This window comes from Acinetobacter corruptisaponis (assembly GCF_030053775.1).
Lineage (GTDB): Bacteria > Pseudomonadota > Gammaproteobacteria > Pseudomonadales > Moraxellaceae > Acinetobacter > Acinetobacter corruptisaponis.
In genome coordinates this window covers 2,379,666-2,404,613 of the sequence record NZ_CP125669.1, presented here as the reverse complement: position 1 = coordinate 2,404,613, position 24,948 = coordinate 2,379,666, and the positions used below count along the sequence as shown (strand labels likewise).

Annotated in this window: 25 protein-coding genes; 14 read left to right on the top strand and 11 right to left on the bottom strand. The window is 43.5% G+C overall.

The window, feature by feature from the left end; translation table 11 throughout:
- Positions 1–14: 14 nt before the first annotated feature.
- Positions 15–464, bottom strand: coding sequence for a hypothetical protein (locus QLH32_RS11435; RefSeq protein ID WP_279960883.1), 450 nt, complete (start codon positions 462–464; stop codon positions 15–17).
- 319 nt (positions 465–783) lie between these two features.
- On the opposite strand from QLH32_RS11435, the gene QLH32_RS11430 reads away from it, so the two are divergent.
- Complete coding sequence (locus QLH32_RS11430) at positions 784–1,938, top strand: pyridoxal phosphate-dependent aminotransferase (protein WP_283266329.1); 1,155 nt, start codon at positions 784–786, stop codon at positions 1,936–1,938.
- Between the two features lie 98 nt (positions 1,939–2,036).
- Positions 2,037–3,404, top strand: coding sequence for an MATE family efflux transporter (locus QLH32_RS11425; protein ID WP_283266327.1), 1,368 nt, complete (start codon positions 2,037–2,039; stop codon positions 3,402–3,404).
- A gap of 72 nt (positions 3,405–3,476) precedes the next feature.
- Here QLH32_RS11425 and QLH32_RS11420 read toward each other — a convergent pair whose 3' ends face one another.
- A complete protein-coding gene (locus tag QLH32_RS11420; RefSeq protein ID WP_279960879.1) occupies positions 3,477–4,304 on the bottom strand; it encodes an SDR family NAD(P)-dependent oxidoreductase in 828 nt (275 codons plus the stop codon).
- A 316-nt stretch (positions 4,305–4,620) separates the two neighbouring features.
- Here QLH32_RS11420 and QLH32_RS11415 point away from each other — a divergent pair, with 316 nt between their 5' ends.
- The 6 genes from QLH32_RS11415 (at position 4,621) to QLH32_RS11390 (ending at position 11,412) form a co-directional block, all read left to right on the top strand.
- On the top strand, positions 4,621–5,298 hold the full coding sequence (locus tag QLH32_RS11415; RefSeq protein WP_279960878.1) for a TetR/AcrR family transcriptional regulator: 678 nt from the start codon (positions 4,621–4,623) through the stop codon (positions 5,296–5,298).
- Positions 5,299–5,535: 237 nt separating this feature from the next.
- Positions 5,536–6,246 carry a phosphate regulon transcriptional regulator PhoB gene (phoB, locus tag QLH32_RS11410; protein WP_004659793.1) on the top strand — a complete coding sequence of 237 codons (711 nt, stop codon included), beginning with the start codon at positions 5,536–5,538 and terminating at the stop codon, positions 6,244–6,246.
- Positions 6,247–6,254: 8 nt separating this feature from the next.
- Positions 6,255–7,613, top strand: coding sequence for a phosphate regulon sensor histidine kinase PhoR (gene phoR / locus QLH32_RS11405; protein ID WP_283266323.1), 1,359 nt, complete (start codon positions 6,255–6,257; stop codon positions 7,611–7,613).
- A gap of 77 nt (positions 7,614–7,690) precedes the next feature.
- Positions 7,691–8,866, top strand: coding sequence for a DNA cytosine methyltransferase (locus tag QLH32_RS11400; RefSeq protein WP_283266322.1), 1,176 nt, complete (start codon positions 7,691–7,693; stop codon positions 8,864–8,866).
- Complete coding sequence (locus QLH32_RS11395; protein ID WP_283266321.1) at positions 8,853–10,202, top strand: Eco57I restriction-modification methylase domain-containing protein; 1,350 nt, start codon at positions 8,853–8,855, stop codon at positions 10,200–10,202. Before QLH32_RS11400 ends, QLH32_RS11395 begins: the two co-directional genes overlap by 14 nt.
- Positions 10,195–11,412 carry a hypothetical protein gene (locus QLH32_RS11390; RefSeq protein ID WP_283266320.1) on the top strand — a complete coding sequence of 406 codons (1,218 nt, stop codon included), beginning with the start codon at positions 10,195–10,197 and terminating at the stop codon, positions 11,410–11,412. The genes QLH32_RS11395 and QLH32_RS11390 overlap by 8 nt, the downstream gene beginning before the upstream one ends.
- A 32-nt stretch (positions 11,413–11,444) precedes the next feature.
- Here QLH32_RS11390 and QLH32_RS11385 read toward each other — a convergent pair whose 3' ends face one another.
- Positions 11,445–12,014 carry a hypothetical protein gene (locus QLH32_RS11385; RefSeq protein ID WP_283266319.1) on the bottom strand — a complete coding sequence of 190 codons (570 nt, stop codon included), beginning with the start codon at positions 12,012–12,014 and terminating at the stop codon, positions 11,445–11,447.
- Positions 12,015–12,393: 379 nt separating this feature from the next.
- Complete coding sequence (locus QLH32_RS11380) at positions 12,394–12,813, bottom strand: hypothetical protein (RefSeq protein WP_283266318.1); 420 nt, start codon at positions 12,811–12,813, stop codon at positions 12,394–12,396.
- A 206-nt stretch (positions 12,814–13,019) separates the two neighbouring features.
- Between QLH32_RS11380 and QLH32_RS11375 the strand changes: the two genes are divergently transcribed.
- Positions 13,020–14,009 carry a restriction endonuclease gene (locus QLH32_RS11375; RefSeq protein WP_283266316.1) on the top strand — a complete coding sequence of 330 codons (990 nt, stop codon included), beginning with the start codon at positions 13,020–13,022 and terminating at the stop codon, positions 14,007–14,009.
- Positions 14,010–14,071: 62 nt separating this feature from the next.
- Here the strand turns inward: QLH32_RS11375 and asd are convergent, their stop codons facing one another.
- From asd to QLH32_RS11355, 4 genes are all read right to left on the bottom strand, one after another.
- Positions 14,072–14,923: an archaetidylserine decarboxylase gene (asd, locus tag QLH32_RS11370; protein WP_283266315.1), complete on the bottom strand. Its 852-nt coding sequence runs from the start codon at positions 14,921–14,923 to the stop codon at positions 14,072–14,074.
- The gene (locus QLH32_RS11365; RefSeq protein WP_283266314.1) at positions 14,920–15,768 is read right to left on the bottom strand and encodes a sulfurtransferase; all 849 of its coding nucleotides are present in this window, start codon (positions 15,766–15,768) and stop codon (positions 14,920–14,922) included. The genes asd and QLH32_RS11365 overlap by 4 nt, the downstream gene beginning before the upstream one ends.
- A gap of 103 nt (positions 15,769–15,871) precedes the next feature.
- Positions 15,872–17,077 carry a nicotinate phosphoribosyltransferase gene (gene pncB / locus QLH32_RS11360; RefSeq protein WP_283266312.1) on the bottom strand — a complete coding sequence of 402 codons (1,206 nt, stop codon included), beginning with the start codon at positions 17,075–17,077 and terminating at the stop codon, positions 15,872–15,874.
- Complete coding sequence (locus QLH32_RS11355; RefSeq protein ID WP_283266311.1) at positions 17,034–17,213, bottom strand: hypothetical protein; 180 nt, start codon at positions 17,211–17,213, stop codon at positions 17,034–17,036. The genes pncB and QLH32_RS11355 overlap by 44 nt, the downstream gene beginning before the upstream one ends.
- A 15-nt stretch (positions 17,214–17,228) precedes the next feature.
- On the opposite strand from QLH32_RS11355, the gene dtd reads away from it, so the two are divergent.
- The gene (gene dtd, locus QLH32_RS11350) at positions 17,229–17,669 is read left to right on the top strand and encodes a D-aminoacyl-tRNA deacylase (RefSeq protein ID WP_283266309.1); all 441 of its coding nucleotides are present in this window, start codon (positions 17,229–17,231) and stop codon (positions 17,667–17,669) included.
- Positions 17,670–17,751: 82 nt separating this feature from the next.
- A protein-coding gene (locus QLH32_RS11345) for an IS3 family transposase (protein WP_432442280.1) occupies positions 17,752–19,118 on the top strand; the annotation gives its coding sequence in 2 pieces (ribosomal slippage) (positions 17,752–18,285 and positions 18,288–19,118; 1,365 coding nt in all).
- Positions 19,119–19,174: 56 nt separating this feature from the next.
- On the opposite strand, the gene QLH32_RS11340 is transcribed toward QLH32_RS11345, so the two are convergent.
- The 3 genes from QLH32_RS11340 to serB all read right to left on the bottom strand — a co-directional run bounded on the left by QLH32_RS11340 (position 19,175) and on the right by serB (position 21,793).
- A complete protein-coding gene (locus QLH32_RS11340; RefSeq protein WP_267981333.1) occupies positions 19,175–19,654 on the bottom strand; it encodes an SCP-2 sterol transfer family protein in 480 nt (159 codons plus the stop codon).
- A gap of 148 nt (positions 19,655–19,802) precedes the next feature.
- Positions 19,803–20,138, bottom strand: coding sequence for a ciprofloxacin tolerance protein AciT (aciT, locus tag QLH32_RS11335; protein WP_267981334.1), 336 nt, complete (start codon positions 20,136–20,138; stop codon positions 19,803–19,805).
- Positions 20,139–20,572: 434 nt separating this feature from the next.
- Positions 20,573–21,793, bottom strand: a complete 1,221-nt coding sequence (gene serB / locus QLH32_RS11330; RefSeq protein WP_283266307.1) for a phosphoserine phosphatase SerB — start codon at positions 21,791–21,793, stop codon at positions 20,573–20,575.
- Between the two features lie 97 nt (positions 21,794–21,890).
- On the opposite strand from serB, the gene QLH32_RS11325 reads away from it, so the two are divergent.
- From QLH32_RS11325 to ribH, 3 genes are all read left to right on the top strand, one after another.
- Entirely contained in the window at positions 21,891–23,183 is a 1,293-nt protein-coding gene (locus QLH32_RS11325; RefSeq protein WP_283266305.1) for a hypothetical protein, read from the top strand.
- A gap of 159 nt (positions 23,184–23,342) precedes the next feature.
- Entirely contained in the window at positions 23,343–24,464 is a 1,122-nt protein-coding gene (gene ribBA / locus QLH32_RS11320; protein ID WP_283266303.1) for a bifunctional 3,4-dihydroxy-2-butanone-4-phosphate synthase/GTP cyclohydrolase II, read from the top strand.
- An 11-nt stretch (positions 24,465–24,475) separates the two neighbouring features.
- On the top strand, positions 24,476–24,946 hold the full coding sequence (gene ribH, locus QLH32_RS11315; protein ID WP_004637206.1) for a 6,7-dimethyl-8-ribityllumazine synthase: 471 nt from the start codon (positions 24,476–24,478) through the stop codon (positions 24,944–24,946).
- Positions 24,947–24,948: the final 2 nt, after the last annotated feature.

Genomic DNA, 24,948 nt, shown 5'->3' with positions numbered 1-24,948 from the left:
TTTACTCCTCATCGTTATGCAGATTGCGCCAGTTGTTGCTTGCTTTGCTGGTAATATCGAACCAAGGCGTCGGTGTCCTGCTTTAAAAACGCAGTGAGGTAGGCTTTAACCTGTACCAGTGAAAGCTGCTTAAACTGAACCGTCTCTTTCGCCTGAAGCGTAATTAATCCAAATATTTGTTTTTTAGGAACAACCACTGGAATGTCTGTCTTGACGATAAAGTTAAGTTCCTGAGATGACCCGTAGGTATTCAATACGATTTCTATGGTCTGCTCTGTTTTTTCATCGGTAATGGTAAACGTTGGACTTGCACCATCCAGTTGCAACCAGCGGCTTAACTGCTGTTTCCAGCCCATTCTGTCAAATCTGGTCAATATCCCAATGGTATTCAAAGTCCCGAACTGCTCCACATCATTGAGATCAATATGATGCGGATAGCGTATTTTTAAATCGAAACTGTCCATTGCCTGATGTCCCATTTCACTATAATTGGTATTTAATTGAACCCCTCGATAGAAATTATAGCGCTTTACAGCAGCAACTAAAATAGCGTATCATCATGAAAAACAACAAATTTTTTAGACAATTTTCAATAAAAAATGACCAATTCCGTCACTATTGTTTTTATTCAGACACAATTACCCTGTTTTTCCTGACATAAGACACATTTTTCAGTCGATTAACGGCAAAATTCAACATTTAACTTAATCACAATAACTTGGTCAGGCATCACTTTTCACTATACAATCACGGCAAAACAAAACGTCAATCAGGTTAAAAACAATGTTGCAGCTTCAGTCAAAACTCCCAAGCCAAGGTGTGACCATTTTTAGCGTGATGACTGAACTTGCACAACGACTCAATGCCCTGAACCTGTCACAGGGCTTTCCCGATTTCCCAGCACCGCCTGCCCTGATTGAAGCCCTCTGTCAGGCCACCCAGTCGGGATACAATCAATACCCTTCGGGTAATGGTGTACTGGCATTACGTGAGCAACTGGCGCAGCAATTTCTACAACGTGACCAGCTACAGCTTGATCCCGTCACTGAGATCACCATTACCCCAGGCGCAACCATCGCAATTTTCTGTGCCATTCAGGCCTGTATTCATGCAGGTGATGAAGTGATTATTTTCGACCCAAGCTATGACAGTTATGCTCCCGCCGTACAGCTTGCAGGTGGAACATCTATTCATATCAATCTTGAGGCACCGACCTTTCAGGTGGACTGGCAACAGGTTAAAGACCGCATCAATGCCAAAACCCGCATGATCATTGTCAATACGCCGCATAACCCAACGGGTGCCATCTGGTCGGAACAGGACTGGCGACAACTGATTGAACTCATTCAGGATAAAAATATTGCGGTGCTGTCTGATGAAGTCTATGAACATCTGGTGTTTGATGGACAGAAACACTACAGCGCGCTACAGTTTCCAGAACTGCGTGAGCGTAGTTATGTAATTGGTTCTTTTGGTAAAAGCTATCATGTGACGGGCTGGAAAACGGGCTATTGCGTTGCCCCACCCAAGCTGATGCGCCTGTTCCGTCAGATTTACCAGTTTGCCAACTTCTGCGGCACCACACCTTGCCAGATTGCGCTCGCTGATTATATGCAACAGCATCCTGAGCATATTCAGGAGCTTCCTGACTTTTATCAGACGAAACGCGACCTGTTTAATGACCAGATTGCAAACTCACGTTTTAAGTTTATTCCATCGCAAGGCACTTATTTCCAAAGTCTGGATTACAGTGCAATCCGTCCTGATCTGAATGACATTGAAATGTGCCAGTTTTTAGCGGAACAGCATAAAATCGTCGCGATTCCGATCTCAGTATTTTATAAAAATGCACCCGATGATCTACGCCTGATTCGTTTCTGCTTTGCCAAAACCGACCAGACGCTGCAACGTGCAGGCGAAATTCTGGTGCAGTGCTGATCAACAAAAAATAAACTGAACAATCATGACTTCAACCTGACTGATGATGGTATGGTGAAAAAAATAGATGTTTCAGGATGAAGCATGAAGGAAACTGAATGACACCACACCAACCTCTGGTGATGCAGCCAAACCTCTGGAAAACCTTTTTTGTCTTTCTGGTTCCCTTGATTGCCACCAATATTTTGCAAAACCTGTCGGGTACGATCAATACCATCTTTGTCGGACAAATGATGGGCGTGGATGCGATTGCCGCCGTTTCAGTGTTCTTTCCAATCCTGTTCTTTCTGCTTGCCTTTGTAATTGGGATCTCGGCGGGAACCACCGTGTTGGTGGGACAGGCCTGGGGTGCCCAGAATCTTGAGAAAGTGCGCTGTGTGATTGGTTCAACCCTGTTCATGACCCTGATTGGCGGTAGTGTGATTGCGGTTTTAGGCGTGATGATGGCTGAACCCATGTTGAAATTGCTGGGTACAGATGCCAAGGTCATGCACCTGTCACTACCCTATGTGCAATGGATGCTGGCAGGTAGCCCGCTGTTATTTGTCTATATTATCTACACCTCAATTCTTCGCGGTGTCGGTGACAGTGTGACACCATTGATTGCTTTAAGCCTGACTAGCCTGATTGGGCTGGCGGTTACGCCTGTGTTGCTGAAAGGCTATTTTGGCTTTCCCGCCCTCGGGATTATTGCACCAGCCATCGCAACCATTCTGGGCTATGCAGCCGTACTGGTTTTTCTAGGGTTTTATCTCAATTATAAAAACCATCCGCTTAAGATTGATCGCCCACTTTTACAGCATATTCGTCATGATGCCACACTAAGCAAACTGATCTTAAAACTGGGAATTCCAACGGGTATCCAGATGGTCACCACCTCTCTGGCAGGCTTGGTGATTATTGGCCTGATCAACCATTACGGCGCACACGCCACCGCGGCTTATGGAGCAGTCAATCAGGTGCTGAACTATATCCAGTTTCCAGCACTGTCAATTTCAATTGCGGCCTCCATTTTTGCCGCGCAGGCGATTGGTGCTGGCAAGCCCGATTTACTGGCAAAAGTCACCCGCACCGCTTTAGGCATGAATTTCCTGTTTACAGGCAGCCTGATTGCACTCGCCTATTTATTCTCAAAATATTTAATGGCACTGTTTATTACTGATCACAGCGTGATTGAGCTTGGACAGCAATTGCTGTTTATTGTGCTGTGGGCTGTTTTATTCTTTGGGGCAAGCGCGATTTTTGCATCAATCATGCGGGCCAGTGGTACGGTGAATGTCCCAATGCTGATCAATATTTTGACCATCATCCTGATTGAGGTGCCGTGTGCGTATGGATTCAGCAAACTTTGGGGCCTGTCAGGCATCTGGATTGCCTATGCACTGTCTTTCGTCTGCCTGTGTATTTTTCAGGCGAGTTACTATCAGTTTGTCTGGAAGAAATCCAAGATTGAAGTGCTGATTTAGCATCACCCATTTTCAAATTAAGTAAAAAAGCCATTCTGTTTAGAATGGCTTTTTCTATCATGATGCCAAGACTTACATCATTTTCGTCGCAATCGCTGCGATACGTTGATAACCCGTTGGGAATAAACGCTGGAAAGAATCCACAATACGCGCATCTGTACCGATCAGCAGACGGCGCTTGTCTTTCAATACCGCATTGAGAATTTGACGGGCCGCCTCTTCTGGTGGCGTACGCAGGAACTTGTCAAACTGCTTGATGGACTTGTTCGGGTCCATACCCAGACTCTTCAGGCTGTCATTCATTTTCGCCGCTTTTGCGATATTGGTGCGGATACCACCTGGGTGTACGCAAAGTGAGCTTACACCACTCTTTTCAATATCAAGTTCCTGACGCAATGATTCAGTAAAGCCACGTACCGCGAACTTGGTTGCGTTATAAGCTGACTGTGTTGGCTGCGAGGTGAGGCCAAAAATACTGGAGATGTTGATGATATGACCATCTTTGGTTTGCTTGATGAATGGCAGGAATTCCTTGGTGCCGTAAACCACGCCCCAGAAGTTGATCCCTACGATCCATTCTAGATCTTCATAGCTTGCACCTTCCACAGTTGAGCCCAAAGCCACACCCGCGTTGTTGAAGATCATATTCACTGAACCATGATCCTGTACCGTTTCCTGCGCCCACTGTTTCACCGCATCACGGTTTGAAACATCAAGTACCTTGGTGGTTACAGTCACTGGATACTGTTTTACCAGCTCAACAGTTTGCGCCAGTCCCTTTTCATTGATGTCACTCAATGACAAATGGCAGCCCTGTTTAGCCAATAAAACTGCGAGTTGCTGCCCAATCCCAGAACCTGCACCTGTGATCGCCGCGACTTTATTTTTAAAGTTTTTCATTGCCTATCCTTTGTATTGCGAATGAGATGCACATAGTTCGCCCCAATCATGCGTTGTCATGTGCAGTTTAAGCTGTAACCAATATAATTTTGACAATACAGGTTGTCAATATAGTACAATGGACCTTTAAGACAAATGGCAATAACCAACACCTTACATGTCATAATAGGCCTATTTACATTTTATGACTGAACATGGTTAAAAGAGACAAGGTGGATTTTCAAAATTTGGTTATGCTAGGTCAGCACAACATTGTTGAAATACAAATAACCATGATCTACATGATTTAAAGACTTTTTAGGGAACGGTTTTCTCAATGGCAACTCAAGATCGATCGACACGCAAGAAAAACACGGCTGATAGCAAAGAACGTCAGTTCAAGGGTCTCTCCCTAACTGAGCGCAAGGAAGCACGCCGCGAAAAACTGATTGAGGCAGGCATTGCCATGTATGGCACACAGGGATTCTTCTCCGTGACAGTCAAGGATGTCTGTAATGAAGCCAAGCTGACTGAACGGTACTTCTATGAATCATTTAAGAAAAGTGAGGAACTGTTTCAGACGGTTTTCCTGAAAATGATTGAGAAAATGCAGACCTGCCTGACCCAGGCGGTACTCATGGCCGCGCCTGAACCGAAGAACATGGTTACGGCGGGATTGTCCGCCCTACTCAGCACCATTAAGGATGACCCACGCATGGCACGGATCATTTATATTGATGCCATGCTGGTGCAGGATTTACATAATCAGGCCACCATTCAGGAAACCCTGACCCAGTTCGACCGTATCATTCAGGGCTTCGTGATGATCACCATGCCCAATGCCCCACAGAGTGCCGAAGAAGTGTCTTTAATGGCAACAGGGCTGAATGGCTATGTCACGCATATTATTATCCGTTGGGTTTCCGAGGGTTTCAAGCAGCCGCTGGAGGATGTTTTAGCGGCCTGTTGTGCAGTGTTCCTGTCCTTTATTGAGACCACAGCCAAAAAAAATTAAAATCGTTTTACAGTTTTATGACAGATACAACCCTAAAACTGAGGTAGAGTTAAATAAATGAATTGCATGGCTTTATTGATCGTTTAACTGTCATCATTTGGTCACTGCTCTGCCCCACAACTGTCACAATTTATTGCTAAATTCGACTTTATCAGCTCTTTTGCAATGATATTGTCATAATTAATCTTTGTAATAAGCCTGTCATAACTAAAAAACCATATTTAAGGGTATTGCGCTGTGAAAGATGACTATATTTTAATTGTCGATGATGAGCTACCAATCCGCGAAATGATCCATACCTCTCTGGATATGGCGGGCTTCCAGTGTCTACAGGCTGAAGATGCCAAACAGGCGCACCAGATCATCGTTGATCAGCGTCCCGCACTTATTCTGCTGGACTGGATGCTTCCAGGCGGAGTCAGTGGTGTGGATCTGTGCCGCCGCCTGAAACGCGATGAGAACCTGGCGGAAATTCCCGTGATCATGCTCACCGCCCGTGGTGAGGAAGACCATAAGGTACAGGGTCTCGACGCAGGTGCGGATGACTACATGACCAAGCCATTCTCCACCCGTGAACTGGTGTCACGCATCAAGGCGGTGTTGCGCCGTGCCAATGCGCTCAGCGGTGAAAAGGTGATTGATGCCAATGGCCTGATGCTTGATCCTGTCAGCCAGCGAGTCAGTTTTGGCAACAGTATTTTAGATATGGGGCCAACTGAGTACCGCTTGCTGGCATTCTTTATGACCCATCCTGAACGTGCCTATACCCGTGCCCAATTGCTGGATCAGGTCTGGGGTGGTAATGTCTATATTGAGGACCGTACCATCGATGTGCATATCCGTCGCCTGCGCAAGGTGCTGGAACCATTTGGGGTGGATCGTTTTGTACAGACGGTACGCGGTACAGGCTATCGTTTCTCTACACGCGCTGATTTAGCAGCAGGTTAAAATCCTTTATGTATGAACCCTATCCCGTCCCTGAACTGGCACGTGAACACCAGCGTTTTCGCTACAGCAGTTTATGGACGTTTGCAAAACAGGATTTAAGGCTGCTGCTGTTTTTCTTATTGATTGCAAGCTTGATTGGATTCGGGGTCGGATACTTCTGGAGCTGTGTTTTTATCGCGTTCGTGGTTTTTTTTGCCCTCCAGCTACGCTCGCTTTATCTGGTCAATGACTGGATTTCCAACCGTCCCTACGATGTGCCACCCAACCTCAATGGTATCTGGGGTGCATTGCTGTTCAATGTCTACCGTGCCCAGCGTCAGGAACGTATTGTTCAGGCAGAAATGGTCGGACTGATCGACCGCGCACAATCCTCTCTGGTGGCGTTGGCTGAGGCAGTGGTCTTGATTGATGACCAGCATCAAATTGAATGGTGGAATCCCGCTGCGGAAAAATTACTGGGGATTAGCCCATTGGACCGTGGACGTAACTTGCTGGCGATTTTACGCCAACCCAACTTTATTGACTATTTCAAGCATAGTGATCAGGCACCCGATGGCATTCGTCTACAGGCCAAAATGGATGAAGAACATTATGTACAGGTGAAACTGACCCGTTTTGGGGGTGAAAGTCGGTTGCTGGTCGCCTATGACATTACCCGCATGCACAACCTTGAGCAGATGCGTAAGGACTTTGTCGATAACATCTCACACGAACTACGGACTCCATTGACCGTGCTCAGTGGCTATATCGAAACCTTTACCGATCAGGATGACATTACCCCACGCTGGAAACGTGCCTTTACCCAAATGCAGTCACAAACCAAGCGTATGAATGCCCTGGTCAATGACCTGCTGCTGCTTTCCAATCTGGAAAATAACAAGAAAGTGGCAAAAAACCAGATCATTGACATGCCCAACCTGATGAACCAGCTGTTTGATGATGCCCGTGCCTATAACCTTGATTATGGTCATACCCTGAATCTGGATATTGACAGTCACTGTGACCTGATTGGTTCGGATATGGAAATTGCCAGTGCGTTCAGCAACCTGATTACCAATGCCATTAAATATACCCCTAAAGGCGGCATTATCACCATTGGCTGGCATGAAGATGGTGATCACGCCTACTTTACAGTCCAGGACACTGGTATTGGTATTAACCCCAAACACCTGCCCCGCCTCACCGAACGTTTCTATCGGGTGGACAGCGCACGTAGCCGCCAGACAGGGGGAACAGGTCTGGGCCTCGCCATTGTCAAGCACGTGCTGATGCAGCATGGCGCACATCTGGAAATTAGCTCGAAAGAAAACGAGGGTTCAACCTTTACTGCGGTTTTTCCGAAAGAACGCCTGTACCGAATGTTGTAAAGTTTAGGGTATCTGCCCTTCCCTCTGCGTTTAAATTTAGCTATTATCCTGTCTAGATTTTTCGCTGTAGACCAAAGATGAAGCCTTATACCTATGTATCCCTGTTCAGTAGCGCTGGCGTGGGATGCTATGGATTTAAACAACAGAATTTCGACTGCGTCCTCACCAATGAGCTGATTGAAAGACGCATGGATGTTCAGAAATGCAATGCCAAATGCAGCAACCCGCAAGGCTATCTGTGTGGTGACATTACCCTGCCTGAAATCCAGAAATATGCCCTGGATCATATACAGCAATATAAAAAAGACCATGCGTTAAAGGACATTGATGTGGTTATTGCCACCCCGCCGTGTCAGGGCATGTCAGTGGCAAACCATAAAAAGACCGAGAACGAAATTGTCAGAAACTCGCTGGTACTTGAAGCCATTCACATGGTTTCCTTGATCAAGCCGAAAATCTTTGTCTTTGAAAATGTGGCCGCATTTATGAACACCAAGTGTGGTAAAGAAGGGCGGGAACGCAAGATTTCCGAGGCAATTCATGAAGAACTCGCTGCGGATTATGTTTTTGATTCAAGGATTCTCAACTTTAAGGATTATGGCGCACATTCCAGCCGCTCGCGCTGTCTGGTGCTGGGGATCAGGAAAGACCTGTCTCAAGATATCGCACTGTCTCAGCTTTGGCCCATTCAGGAATCCGCCAAGAGCATGAAAGAGCTGATCTTTGACTTACCCCGCCTAAGTGTCATGGGAGAAATTTCCAGGAACGACATTTATCATAACTTTAAGGCATATAAACCACATATGCGTGCATGGATTAGCGACTTAAAACAGGGGGAAAATGCCTTTGACAATGCTGATCCACTGAAACGTCCACATCAGGTCAAGGATGGTGTTATTGTTCCCAACGTGAATAAAAACGGGGATAAATACAACCGACAACTCTGGGATAAAACCCCGCCCTGCGTGCATACACGGAACGATATTTTAGCCAGCCAGAATACCGTGCATCCAGAAGATGACCGCGTGTTTAGTCTCAGGGAGCTGATGATTTTTATGAATGTCCCCGCTGGATTTAAATGGAGCCAGCAGGATGAGACCGTATTGAATCAATTAAGTTTAACTGACAAACAGGCTTATCTGAAAAAGCATGAGGTCAACATTCGGCAAAGTCTGGGAGAGGCTGTTCCAACCATTATCTTTTCAAAGATTGCTAAAAACATTAAAGAGGCTTTAGCAAATGTTGAAGAATAAGGACAGCTACCTCAAGCAGGTGATCAGCAGTCATCGTTTAGAAGTGTTTGAGGAAAACAGGAATTTTATCCTGAACAATCCACTGTCTTTATCTATCCATGACCTGTCACGGATTGCGGAACTCACCAACAGCCATCAGGAATCGACCGCTGCCTATTATACCGACCCCATGACGGTATCCACACTCTGCCAGAACCTGCCTGAATTTCATCAAAAAACCATCCGAATACTGGAACCCTCTGTAGGAGTGGGAAATATCCTGCGCGAGGTGATTGCCAAATATAAGGATACGGTTGAATCCATTGAGGTTGATGCGTTTGATATTAACCAGCATTCATTGGAAATCTGTGAGATTCTGATGGATAAAACATTTGGTGCATTAAAAAATATCAAGATCAACTATATTCATGATGATTTCCTGCAATACCAATTTCATCAACATTACGATTTAGTGGTTGGCAACCCTCCCTTTATAAAAATAAAGGGAAAGTATAGAGAGAACTTGCGTACAGAATTAAATAATCCTGTTGCTGACAATAGTGCAGCTTTTTTTCTGGATAAGGCCATTAGTCTAGCCCAGCATGTCGCCTTAATTCTGCCTAAATATTTTCTACATAACATGGATTTCTCAGTTTCCAGAGAGAAAGTAAAACAGCTAGCGATCAATAAAATTGTTGATTTTGGAGAAACAGGTTTTAAAGGTGTACTGATTGAAACCATTTGCCTGTTTATTGATACTCAGGCAGTTTCAGAAAATTCCTCTACACAAGTGATTTCTATCCCAAAGAAAATCAATATTCTTCAGAAGCAGGCCGACATTACCCAGCCTACGTTTCCAAACTGGCTAATCTATATTGATGAATCTTTTCAAAAACTGGCTGCCAAAATGCAGTTTGGTATTTTCACTGTCTTTCGGGATCGGCAGATTACTTCCAAAATATTAAAATCCACAGGCGACATTTGGGTGATTAAATCCAAAAATATTCCGAGAACTGGGGAAGCCATTTACCATATTGAGGATGACGCATTTATTGATCGGGAACATTTATCCAAGCTTGCCGTTGGGCAATATTTAGAACGGGATGATGTGTTTCTGAGTCCGAATATGACCTATTATCCAAGGGTGGTGAAAAAACCTAAACACTGTATTGTGAATGGTTCTGTTGCAATTTTCGATTTAAAGGCAGACATCAGCATTTCTGAAGAAGATTTATTATTTTTTGCATCGGCTGAGTTTGAAGCATTCTACCGTATTGCCAGAAATCATAGCACCCGTTCATTGAATATTGATAATATTGCAATATTTTATTTTGGTAAGAGACAGCATCGTGTTTAACGAAAATCATCTGGAACAGTTTCTAAATCAGTCTAACTATGATATCAGGCTATCGAATAATGCCAGATGGATCGATCAGAAATGTACGCCAGATGTAGTTTGTATTATTGCCGACTGTATTCTGAACTATATTGAATCCAGCCAGAAAACCACTTTTCTAACCAAGGAAATCTGGAATTCAGAATATGCCAAAGAAATTTCAGATATTTTCTCAAAACCCGATGTCACCAGTTCAAGTGCACAAAATGAATACGATAAATTCTTTCAGCAACCTATGGAGCTTCTCAGTTACTCAGGACTGTTATTGAAACAAAAACAGGGAAACCAGAATTTATATACTGTTCAGAATATTGAGTTACTGGAATATATCGCCCGCCGGGAAAGAAACTGTCTCAACTTTTTAACCCACTATATAACAAAAGTCCTGAAAGACAGTGGCATATATATCCACTTTGAAAGCTTCTTCGGTACACCAAATACAAACACTTTTTCACAGCTTAAAGATCAGTTTGAATCGTTTATGATTCAACATACAGCGATCAATACTGAGATTGAATGTAGACGTATTTTTACCAAGGTGCTTAATCCCCTGTCTTTTACCCTAAAAAATTACGGTACAGAAAGTGGACGCCTTTCCCCACAAAAAATCACCTATGACCAACTGATGTACAACCGCTTAAACTTTAGGGATTTATATAGCAACAAACCTAAAGATGTCACCCGAAATGAATATGAACCCACAGTCCCTGAAAAACTGAAGCTGGAAAAATTCTGGAAATATAATTCCAACAAGGCCAAGAAGTTACTGAGAGCATTTAATGACGAGTTTCGAAATCGCATTTCAGAACATGGGGACGATTTGGCAAACTGTGAGGCAACCCATATTCACCATATTTTTCCTGAAGCCATGTATCCCTCTATTTCTGGAACCGTTGAGAACCTCATCGCCTTAACCCCATCCCAACATTTAAATCGGGCGCATCCACTCGGTAAAACACAGGAAATTGATAAAGGCTACCAATATCTACTGCTCATCTCTAAAATGAAAAGTATTGAAATTAATTTAAGTCAGTCTACGATTCCACAAATTTATGATTTTAATCAATTCAGGGAAGTTTTGGCTGTGGGCTTAGATCAACCACAGATTCATGAGATTCCAGACCTTGATTTTGCTTCAATGGCAACGGTTATAGATCATTACTTTCAATAAAAAACAGAAAAGCTGAGAATTTAAGAGGATATCTATACGATATCCCTTAACTCAGAAGTTCTAATATTTGCACATGCCTGAGGGTAATATCCCCCAAATGGCTTGTATTCAGTGGGCTGATAGTTCTGGAGAATATGCTGGCTTTCGATCATGCCAATCGGATACCAATACTGACCTACAGGATTCCACTGGTTGCTATTTTGTGGACGCAAGAAACAGCCAAACATGACCATGTCATAATGCGCTAGTAAAGGATACTGCCCTGCGACAATCAGCCGCCGTCCGTATGCCTTGTCATCATGTATCTGACGTGTTGTCACGGCATTGACCAATTGCATGCTTGGCAAGGTCTCCGTCTTTACATCAACCCGACCACCATTATGCATAAAATCATAATCGTCGGGACGTAAGTAGTTGTCCCGAATATTTGCACGCCAATCTATGCCCAAATAGGCTTGGCAAGAAAATTCGCCCAAGAAACCAATAACTTGCCTAGTATCTTCATTTAAATACCCTAAATTAAAGTGGGGATGTAGATAGTTGTTTCTTTTCGCAACTTCATTCTGGGCTGCGCTCAGCATTTCTTGTGTTATTTTGATCATTAAGCATATCTGTTATATCAATTAAACCCATTAAGCTCTGGGTTTGGTTAAGTTGACTCGAATAAATCGAAAAATAATTATAGGCAATCATAATAAAAAAAGCCCGACATCCTGTCGGGCTTTTTTCGTATTTCGTTACTAGGTGCAACTCCTGTCATACCTCACGTCCTGATGCCTGAACTTATCATTTTTGTTTTATGTTCTGGAACTTCCTGTTCCTGATGAGTTCATAATAGGAAATTTTCTGGGGTATGGAAATGCGCCATTGACTGGAATTGGTGTAAGAAAAAGCGTACAGGGTTTAGTAGGTAGAAAAAATTTATAAATAAAATTTCTCATAAATACCCTCTATAAATAAAAATTAATTTGAAAAGAGGTCTTACCTATTTTTAAAAATATAAAAACCGCTTAAAATCAAGAAGATGATTTGAAAAACAATCCACCCTAATGCTGAATAATTAGAACATTGTGTAATAGAATCATAAACAATTTCCTTATAAGATACTGTTTCCATCATATTTAGTAAGATCAGTTCTAAAAATAATAAAAACAATGTAATGGTAGAATATAACCATTTGTTTTTTATAAAAATTAAAACCACTGAAAAGATAATAGATAATAGACCACACATCCCTAGCATAGATGGGTCATTCGCCGAGACTCCATTTAGCTCTTTAAAATAGGTAATAGTCCCTATAGCAATATATTCATGAATACATAAATCTTGGCCAAATTTATCAATCGTATATCCACCTATACCTGATAGGAATAAAAACACTATAGCTACATATCTAATCATAAGTTACAAACTCAATTTTAATGATGGATCAAATTTCCATGTCTCAACTTGTCGTTCAGTAACAAAAGCTTCCTAAAGCCAATCAGGGTTTGTCTCATCCAATATTCTTTGTTAAACCTAACGACATTAATTGACGTACTAGATGAATTCATACTTTACTCTAACAGCGGTCAATTACATAATCGTGATTTAATAAGGGGAAATTAATGAAAGCAATAATGATTAGAAGTCCAATGTCTGTAGTAGAAAAAGATCAGATTGGATATGGTTGGGCTAAAGTAGATTTTTCAGAACATGAAAATGCCACTGATGTAATTGCCAAAATAAATGAAGAATATCCCAATGGTATTGGTAGACATTCCAATAGTATAAAAAGATTTTTTAACTTAACTACTGGAGATATTGTTGTCGTACCATTATCCAAAGCAATTGCCATTGGTATCGTAAATGGTAAAAAATCCTTTGATCAAAACTTGGCCAAAGCTAAAGCCTGCAATCTTATTTCAGTAAATTTCTTTAGAACTAATAATGGGCATATTCTACGAATACCTAGAAAATCTCTCACCCAAGGCTTTGAAAGTCGTCTAAAAGTAAGAAAGTCAAATACAAACCTGACTGATTTTAAAGATGAAATTACTAGAATCATTGATTCTATAAAATCTACTGGTGCATATAAACAAGAAACATACCTGCTAGAGAAAATATCAGAAGCAGAGCAAAAATTTAAAAAAGATCTTCTTGACTCTATAACATCGGGAACAACTTGGTTGTCTGCTGGTGGAAATGGACTAGAACAACTGGTTAAAGAGCTTCTTGTTATTGAAGGTTATACAGCAACTATTCAACCTAAAAATCAATCTTCTGATATCTCTGATATAGATATTATCGCAAGTCGAATAGACCGTTTTTCGGAATCTAATTTACTGATACAAGTTAAACACCATGCAAATATATCAGGTAGTCACGGACTTAAGCAATTGATGGCTTTCAACGATTTTGAGGATATGGAATACCAAAAGTGGTTTATAACTACAGCAGATATGACTGATTCATCATTGGATCTAGCTTCTCAAAACAACATTAGAGTTATGGTTGGTTCTGATTTTATTGATTGGGTTTATGAGAATATTTCGGATTTATCTTATGCAACAAAACAACAGTTAGGCATTATTGAAATACCACTACTTTTAAAATAGCCATACAACAATTATTTAAAAAAGCCCCTTAAAAATTTTCAGGGGCTTTTTTATCTGTAAATTTAAACCGAATGCCCTAACCGCTCGCCCATTACTACAGTCGAATTGGCTTTAAACTGTTCTTCCCACACTATTTTATCTTTTTCAAACAATACCACAGCAGTAGAACCGAGGTAGAAACGTCCAAGCTCAGCCCCTTTATCCAATTGCAGTTGATGATGCTGTAACTCAACTTTACCTGTTGGTTTCACCTTACCTGTTGCAACAATTTCAATGCCAGCCACAATCATCGCACCAACCAACACCACCGCCATACGGCCCAGCTCGGTATCAAACAGGCACACCATACGTTCGTTACGCGCAAACAAGCCTGGTACATTTTCCGCAGTTGTTTGGTTTACTGAAAATAACTCACCTGGAATATATAAGGTTTCGGTCAATGTGCCAGCGAATGGCATGTGTACACGGTGGTAATCTTTTGGCGATAAATAAACAGTTGCAAATTGTCCATTCTGAAATGGTTTAGCCAATTGCGGATCACCAATCAATTTCTCAACAGAAAAACTTTGTCCTTTAGCCTGAAAAATATCGCCCGCCTCAATCTTACCCAACTGAGAAATCGCACCATCGGCAGGGCAAACAATACTATCGGCACGCTCATCCACACCACGCACACCCTGTTTTAATGCGCGAGTAAAGAATTCGTTGAATGACTTATATTGCTGTGCATTGCTTTGTTCAGCAATACTCATATCAATACCATATTTTGCCTTGAACGCCTGAATAACAGCAGTTTTCACCAAAACATTTTCACTTGCGGCAACCTTGCCAATCACACGGCTCAATTGGTGTTGTGGCACAAGATTCTGTGCTTTGATAAACAGTTGTTTTTTTAAATCTGCTGCAAAACTCAAGATGGTGACTCCCCTGAAATAATAGGACTATCGAGGCGATTGCCCCATTCACTCCACGCACCATCGTAGGCCCTGACTTGCCAGTTAAGCAATCGCGCCAAAATATACGCCAAGCCCGAACGGTGATGTGACTGACAGTACACCACCACAGGTTGCTGTAAATTAAAGCCTAATTGCTCCAAACGTTGTTGAGTGCGTTCAAGCGGGTGCAATTTTAGATGATTTTCACGATTAAGGGCAGTACTCCATTCAAAATGCAGTGCATTTGGGATGTGGCCCCCACGACGCGCGGCCAAACGAAGTCCCGTATATTCCTCATTGGTACGGCAGTCCCAAAGCTGGATATTTTCTTGCTGAACCTGCTGCAACAGCTCGTTGTACTCAATCCGATGCTGTTGCACGGTATCCAGATCAACCTGTAGCAGATCAGTGACAGGGATGACTTTTTCAACTTCTGCGGTAGTAGGTAGACCAGCACCCAGCCAGCCATGAATTCCGCCATTGATCAAACTCGTACGGGTAAAACCAAGACAATGTAGATTCCAGATCAGTCGCCCTGCCCAAGCACCGCCCTCATCATCATAAACCACGACATGATGCTGCGGTGAGATATTCAGCTTTTCAATCAGGGTTTGTAATCCCTGTACATCGGGCAATAGACCATTGGCCTGTTCCTGTTGCGCCACCAGATACTTTGGCTGCAAATGAATCGCATGCGGGATATGCAATTGTTCATAAACCGATGCTCGGCTTAAATCAATAATACGAATCAACTCATGCCCCAAGTAAGGCACAAGCTGCTCAGGTTCAATCAGCAAATCAAGTTTAAAGTCTACATCTGTCATGGTTAGGGGTCTTGTCGCCACAGCACTGGAATGATTTTAACATAGCCTACTTTTTATCTTTGTCTGATTTTTTGCATTCGTTTAGCAAAAAAGAAGATATAGATTACATCACTTCCTCAATCTCAAACACCTGACGTAAATACGCCAGAAATGTATCGTTATCGGTCATGGTTTTTCCTGGGCTGTCCGAAATCTTCGCCACTGACTGCCCATTACACTCCACCAGTTTTAACACGATATTCAGCGGTGTCTGCCCCATATCATTGGTGAGGTTGGTGCCAATCCCAAAACTGACCTGAAAACGGTCCTTAAAATATTGATGCAATAACCATGCTTTTTCCAGATTAAGGCCATCACTAAAGGTCAGCATCTTGGTCTTGGTATCAATCTTTAATTGACGATAATGTGCATAGGCCTTGTCACCCCACTCATAGGGATCGCCACTGTCATGGCGCAAACCATCAAACAGCTTGGCAAAATACAGGTCAAAATCACGCAGGAACGCATCCATCCCCACCACATCGGTCAGGGCAATCCCCAGGTCACCCCGATATTCCTGTACCCATGCCTCCAGCGCGGCTTTCTGAAAATTGCGCAACCGCACATCCAGCGCCTGAAATGCCTGTAAAAACTCATGTGCCATGGTTCCAATCGGGCTGATACCCAACTCTTTCGCCAACAGTACATTGCTGGTGCCACGGAACACTTGCGGTGCAGCATCATGAAACGCCTGCACCACATGCTTTTGCCAGTCAAAACTATAACGGCGACGGGTGCCAAAGTCTGAAACCAAGAATGGGGGATCATTGTCCTGCTGTTGCTGGGCATAGTGTTGCAGTTGGACCAGCTTGTGCTGTAATCGGCGCTCACCCTCAGCCCAAACCTCATCGGTACGGATACGGCGGAAATACAGTTCATTGACAATGGCCAAGACAAAGATTTCAAACATCATGGCCTGCACCATCGGCCCCTCAATCCGAATATCCAGCCGCCCTGCCGCATCAATACTGGCCTGAATAAAACGTCGCTTGAGCTGGAACAGCTCCAGATAGTCAACAAAGTCACTCTTGATGAAGCGCAGTGAACGGAGGTACTGCAATTCATCCTCTTTAAAGCGAAGTTCGCACAGTAAATCGAGCTGATGGTTGAGATCATCCAGAATTTCCGTCAAGGGATAGGCGGTATCCTCCAGATTTCGGCAACGGAATAAATAAACACTGTGCGTTTGTGGAAACTGGTGCAGTACCACTTGCAGCATGGTGAATTTATACAGGTCGGTGTCCAGTAAAGATTGAATGATGGCAGACATAGGCGATGGTTTTAACCAATTCTTTTGCATAATATAAGTTGTTATACAACCAAATGGCTGGGGTTGGATAGTAGACTTTTGCTGCACAGTCAATTTTCAGGCCCATTTGTCTGCTAAAATTCCCTGTCTTTTTCATCTATCTTTCAATGTTATGCGCGCATTAATCCAACGGGTTCTCGAAGCCAAGGTCGTGGTTGAGGGTCAAACCACAGGTGAGATTCAACAAGGCTTACTGGTATTTTTGGGAGTCGGTAAAGAAGATACCCTCGAAAAAGGCCAGAAGCTGATTGACAAGATTTTAAAGTACCGCATCTTTGATGATGAGAATGGCAAGATGGGCTGGAATGTCAGCCAGGCCAATGGAGGCATTCTTTTGGTGTCCCAGTTTACCCTGATGGCACAAACCCAAAAAGGGCTGCGTCCAGACTTTGGGCCTGCAATGCCGCCAGCCGAAGCCAAAGCATTGTATGAACAACTGGTTGAATATGCACGCCAACAATTTGCAAATGTCCAAACAGGTATTTTTGCCGCTGACATGAAAGTGCATTTGGTCAATGATGGCCCAGTGACCTTTAATCTGGAAATTGAATAAGTTTAGGCCATAAAAAAACTCCCGAATTGAACTGCACCCCGAAAGTTGGACACTCTTAGTCTAATTTGAAGGGTGCTTTTTAATGGCTAAATACAACAAAGCATTAAAACTGAAAGTTGTTCAACATTACTTATCAGGTTATGGTTATCCAACAACCTCTAAGTTTTTTAATATTGACCAAAGTCTCGTTCGCCAATCGGTAGCTCAATATAATAAAAACGGTGAAGCAGCTTTTTCTGAAAAACAAAGACATCGGGTACTTTCTCTTGAAATTAAACTGGCAGTGATAGAGTCGGTTCAAACAGATGGTTTATCCGCTCGGGAAGCAATGATTAAATTCGACCTTAAAAGCCCATCACAGGTATTTAATTGGTTGCGTCAATATCGAGAGCAAGGTATAGATGGCTTAAAACCGAAGCCTAAAGGGCGAACCAAACTTATGCCTAAACCGATCAAACTGTCTAAGGCAGACCAAGATAAAACCCAAAAAGAGTTACTGGAAGAATTAGCATATTTACGTGCAGAGAATGCCTTTTTAAAAAAGCTGAAAGCCTTAAGGCTGGAACAGGAAGCAAAAGAAGCTGCCGAACAGCAGCGCTTGCAAGACTTATATCAGGATTAAGGCAAACCTACTCATTAAAGCATTTATTACATGCAGCCAAGATGTCACGCAGTACTTACTATTACCATGTGCAAATATATAAACATGAAGATCAAGATTATGATTTGAAAAAGAAAATCAGGGTAATCTATCATCAGCATAAAGGAAGATATGGTTATCGTAGGATTACCCTTGCCTTGAGGAATTTAGGTTTGGTGATCAATCATAAGTGTGTTCAACGATTGATGCAGTCTATGCAACTTAAATCACGTGTCAGAGCCACGAAATATCGCTCTTACAAAGGACAAGTGGGCAAGATTGCAGACAATGTATTACAACGTCAATTTAAGGCAGAACAGCCCAACCAGAAATGGGTAACTGATGTGACTGAGTTCAATGTTCGAGGTGAGAAGCTTTATCTATCACCAGTCATGGATTTATTTAATGGCGAAATCATAGCTTTCCATATTCAACGCAGACCAGTATTTGGATTGGTGAAAGATATGCTCAAGAAGGCTATAGATAAACTAAAACCTGATGACAAACCGATGATCCATTCAGATCAGGGATGGCAAAACCAAATGCATTATTATCAAGAACAATTGAAACAGAATGGCTTAACACAAAGTATGTCACGTAAAGGAAATTGTTTAGACAATGCCTCTATGGAAAGCTTCTTTGGAATACTGAAATCAGAGTGTTTTTATGGAGAAGAATTTAAATCCATTGATGAACTGGAACAAGTCGTGAAAAAATACATCCACTATTACAACCATGATCGAATCAAGGTGAAACTAAAAGGACTGAGTCCTGTACAGTACAGAAATCAGTCCTTAAAAACCACTTAATCAAACTGTCCAACTTATTGGGGTCAGATCAAATTGGGGAGTTTTTTTATTTAGGCTTATTTGCCTGTTTTTTCTTTAATAAAGGCACGCGCCTGACGAATTTTTTCTTTTACAGGTTTTGGCACTTTAGGTGGGATCAATTTTGCCGCCTGGTTAAACCAAACCAGCAGGCTAAAGTCACCCTCCATTTTGATACTGCCATCCTGCATGCCTGTCATGAAAGCCGTTGGATCACCTTTCACCAAGGTTTTCACGCCCTGCTCACTTGAAGCAAACTGTAAAATAAAGTCGGCCTTTTCTGGATTGCCTGCAACCGTATCAATCTTGCCACGGTTGACAATAATCTGACGCGCCAGTCCTGCATCCGTACCAATCTGGATACGGAATTCACGGTCATGAACCAATTCAATAAACTTTGGGCTAGTACGTGCCAATTGCTTCATACGTAACGCCAAACCTGTCACCAACAAATCTAACGGATCAGTGCTTACATCAACAATAGGTAACTGAATCACAGGTAAAGAAGAAAGCTTCATGACATTTATGCCCACAGTATTATGATGAAAATTAAGACAACTGTATCCTAGCACAATTGTTGCAAAGGCGGTAAAAGCTTTGTTTCAGAAAGTTAGTGCAAAAAAGGCATGCCGAGCATGCCTTTGATGTGATTTATCTTATTATAAATTATCGGCTAGAGCATTGTTGCTGGTCATCCTTGTACACAGGGGTGTGCTCAATATACTGACGGTTTGCCAGCTGTTTCTGCGCCTGCTTGTCTTCACGCAAGAGAATAAATGTCACCATTACCATCGCAAGGCTCAGCGCAGTCAGGTAGCTATAGGCGACTGACATTTCGAACATGGTTTGCACCCCAAAGCGCACCACTTCCAGCAGTCCCCAGCACAGCATACCTGCCAACATAAAACCTAGCCAACGACGATAAGGAGAAAAGAAAACAGCAATAACTGCGACAGCGATCAAGCCAAATCCAACCCACATGGTGAAATTCGCTGCTTCCATAGAAACCTCCGTCTTTAAAAGGATGGTCGGGGTCTTGCCCAGACCTCATCATAATTGTTCTGTAATCTCTAACAGTACTATGTATTGCGTTTGTGTCTTTATGCATTATGGAGCGTTTTTTCCAGAAAAAAAGAGCCTGAAATCAACCATACGACACAAGATGTCGCAATATGCTTTTGTCATTACATTTTTTACAGGCATAAAAGGCCTGAATGTCCATATAGCATCAGTTACAGCGTGTCATTACAAAAAACTATCACGCTGTTTTTAGCTTAAAAAAACTTTTTTCAGAATTTTTTTATCGTTGTTTTTCTATACATTTAGACATAAATATGACGGAATCGTGACGTATTTAAAATAAATAATGCCGCTTGAAAAACGGCATTAAATAAAGCTCAAAACACAGATCGGGACTGATTCAGCACAACCCGCCTTTAAGCACGATTCAGGTCCTTGTCATGCATTCCCAGCAAGTATAGGACACCATCCAGACCGACACTTGAAATCGCCTGATTGGCATTCTGACGCACCAGTGGTTTTGCACGGTATGCCACGCCCAAGCCTGCAATGGCAAGCATTGGCAAATCATTGGCCCCGTCCCCCACTGCCATGACCTGTTCTAGCGAAATACCCATTTTGTCGGCCAAATGACGTAATAATTCAGCCTTACGCGCACCATCAACAATTGCGCCCTTGACCTCACCTGTCACCAGACCATCCCGTACATCCAGAATATTGGCATGCACTTCATCAATTCCGAGCTTGGCCTGTAGGTATTCAGCAAAATACTGGAATCCACCTGACAGGATTGCCGTTTTATATCCCAAGGCTTTCAGGGTTGAAATCAGACGCTCTGCACCTTCGGTCACAGTTAAACGTTCTGCAATTTTTGGTAGAACCGAAGCATCCAGACCTTTTAACAAGGCAACACGGGCACGGAAACTTTGCTGAAAATCCAGCTCACCCTGCATGGCTCGCTCGGTAATTTCAGCCACCTGTGCACCCACACCCGCCTCCAGCGCCAACTCATCAATCACTTCCTGCTCAATCAGGGTTGAATCCATATCGAAGCAAACCAGACGACGGTTACGACGATAGGCATTGTCTTCCTGTACCGCGACATCAATGTTCAGTTCACCCGACAGGCTGAGGCAGGCGGCACGCATGGCCTGCGCGTCCAGCATTTGTCCGCTTAGACCAAACTGGACACAGGCACGGCGTGGAAATGGGCTATCGGTTTCCAGATCCAGTCGACCCGACAAACGTGTCACCGTTTCAATATTAAAGCCCTGACTCGACACAATTTTGGTCACTGCCTGCAAGTGTGCCGCCGTAAGTTCTGGGGCAAGCGCAGTCACGATATAGCGGGTTCGTCCACCCTCGCTCACCCATTGTTCATATTCTGCGTTGGAGATTGGTTTAAATCGCACAGTTAAGCCAATATCATGTGCTAAAATCAGGATCTCTTTCATTGCCAATGCGGTTGCAGTCTCATGATCCGATGCAACAACAATCCCAAGGGTGAGTTGATTATGGATAACAGCCTGACCCACATCGAGTATTTGCAAAGAATGTACGGAGAGCACCTGCATTAATCGAGTAAACTGATTCGGTTGATCTGGTCCTAAAAAGGATATAAGAATGATTTCTCGCATGAATTGACTCGTGGTTGAGCGACAACTATTGTATGTAAGAATCATAACATAACCCAACCTGAATCTATTTGACTCTTATTTATCTTGGAAGTTTAACTTGAATGCGCCACGCCAAGGGCTATTTGCTAGCCTGCTGATTGTAAGTTTTGCACTGCATACCTTTTTATTGGTGATTGCAACAACACATCAACTCAATGAAAACCGCGCCAGCCAGGGACAACTGATGACCAGTCAGCTTGTGGCAGATAGTCTTTCAGAGCTGGAACCCGCCAACACGGTCTCATTGGCACTGGTGGCCAACCGTTATGCAACCAACCCAAGTGTCGCATCCATCCGTATCCTGGATGCCAATAAACAGGTGCTTGCGACCAGTGGCATGGCCAAAACCCGTCAGGGTGAAGTCTTTGTGCGTGATGCCCTGCAAAATGAAAAGAAAGTGGGAACTGTTGAAATCACCTTAATCCAGCCAAGTATTGGTGAGATTCTACGCACACAGTGGCTGGCAATTTTGGCTTCCTTGTTTATCCACTTCCTGATATGGCTGGCTTACCGTGCCATTGCCCGCCCAACACGCAGTGAATACCTTGCGCGTATTAACCAGGAAAATCATCTTAAACATGAGATTCAACGCCTAACCCAGGCGCTGGCGCTGGAAAAACAGAACACAGTGACTTTGGTCGCACAGGCCCAGCAACAAGCCAAAGCCCAGCCAAAACCACGGATTGAAAAGAATCCAGCCGAACAGACCCAGCTTGATCATGAAACGCTGGCACTGAATATCCAGTTTTATGATCCAAAACAGCTACTGAGTAGCGTTAACCAGTCAGTCTCAGTTCCCTACTTCAAGCTTTGCCAGTTATTTTTAGATAAAAGTATCGATCTGTGTAGCAGGCATTATCAAATGGATGCCACACAAATTCGCGTGGTACAGGAGTTTAATGCCGAGGGCGCCATATTATCAACCACACTGGAAAAGCCACATGCGTTGGAATGCCTGATGATGGTGGGTGCGGTATTCCAATTGTTGGCAGAGGTGCTTTACAAACGTTACCGTGAAGATAAACGCTTTGCACTACAGACCCGTGGTGCTGTGACAAGCGCCGTTGATGCGATGCAACTGGACGCGATTGAGGCATCGAAACGCCTCACCCAGCATTTGCATGCAAAAGAGGCTGCTTTGCACCTGAGCCATGACCAGCTTAAAACCATTCAAAATAGTTATGAACTGGTGGCAATGCCAAACCCAAGCAATATCATGACCCGTCATGCCTTTATGATTAACGGCATGAATGAGCAGTGTGCCACTTTGGCGCAAAATCTTCGCACTGAAATCTTGATGGGCAAGAAAGCGAAAGTTTCAAGTGAATCTTCAGATATTCCAGCATCATAACCCATTATCATCTGTTTCCTGACAGACCTGATTGCTTTTCCAGAGAATCAGGCTTTTGAATTGATCAAGAAGCACAGGCGAAATTTGTTAAAATGCGGTAAACTATGCTCGGTTTATCGAATATGAGTGCCTTGAAAGGCAATAAAAAGGTGAAAGCGAATGCCGCTGAGTCGTGTTGAAGAGCTTGTCGCAGATATTCGTGCAGGCAAAATGGTCATCCTGATGGATGATGAAGATCGTGAAAATGAAGGTGACCTGGTCATCGCCGCAACGCATGTGCGCCCTGAAGATATTAACTTCATGATTACCCATGCACGCGGTTTGGTCTGCCTGACACTCAGCCGTGAACGTTGTAAACAACTGAATCTTCCGTTGATGGTTGACCAAAACGGCGCACAGCACGCGACCAACTTCACCCTCTCAATTGAAGCGGCTGAAGGCATCAGCACAGGCATTTCCGCTGCTGAGCGCGCGCATACCATCCGCACCGCGGTTGCGGCACATGCCAAGCCAAGCGATATCGTTCAGCCAGGCCATATTTTCCCATTGATGGCGCAACCAGGTGGTGTACTGCACCGTGCAGGCCATACCGAGGCAGGCTGTGACTTAACCCGCTTGGCAGGCCTTGAGCCAGCGTCTGTGATCTGTGAAATCATTAATGATGATGGCACCATGGCACGTCGTCCTGATCTGGAAGTGTTTGCGGAAAAACATGGTCTTAAAATTGGTACCATTGCCGACCTGATTCATTACCGCATGACCAATGAACAAACGGTTGAGCGTTTGTCCCAAGAAACCATTGATACTGAATACGGTGCGTTTGAGCTATACAAATACCGTGAAATTGGCAATCCAGACATCCATCTGGCGTTGGTGAAAGGTGAACCAAAACAAGGTGTCACCACAGTTCGTGTGCATGGTTTCAATCCTGTACGTGACTTGCTAAAACTCAATAAAGCAGATGGCTCCACAGCATGGAGTCTGGACCTCGCACTGAGAACCATCTCAGAGAGCGACCGTGGTGTATTGGTATGGATTGGACAGGACCATCTGGAAGATCTGGGTCATGCGATTCATCACCTGAATCAGCCAAAGCCTTTGAAATCCAATGCCGCCCTCTCCCAGCAATATCAGACCATTGGTGTCGGTGCACAGATTTTACGTGATCTGGGTGTTGAGAAAATGAAACTGTTGAGTTCACCACTTCGTTTCAATGCCCTATCAGGATTTAATTTAGAGGTAGTGGAATACATCACTGCCGATCAAGTCACAGCAAAATAATCGAGGTTGTTATGGCAATTCGCCGAATTGAAGGTTTACTACATCTCGCAAGCGAAGGTCGTTATGCGATCTTGGTTGGTCGTTTCAACAGCTTCGTGGTTGAACATTTACTGGAAGGTGCGATTGACACCTTAAAACGTCATGGCGTTGCAGAAGATGCGATTACCGTGATTCATGCGCCTGGCGCATGGGAACTGCCAATCGTTGCGAAAAAGTTGGCTGCCTCCAACAAGTTTGATGCCATCATTGCCCTCGGTGCAGTGATTCGTGGCAGCACACCACACTTTGACTTTGTTGCGGGTGAATGTGCCAAAGGTTTGGGTGTGGTTGCACTTGAAAGCACTATGCCTGTAATCAATGGTGTGTTGACAACTGACAGCATTGAGCAGGCAATTGAACGTTCTGGTACGAAAGCAGGTAACAAGGGTAGCGAAGCTGCATTGACTGCAATCGAAATGGTTAACTTATTAAAGGCAATTTAAAG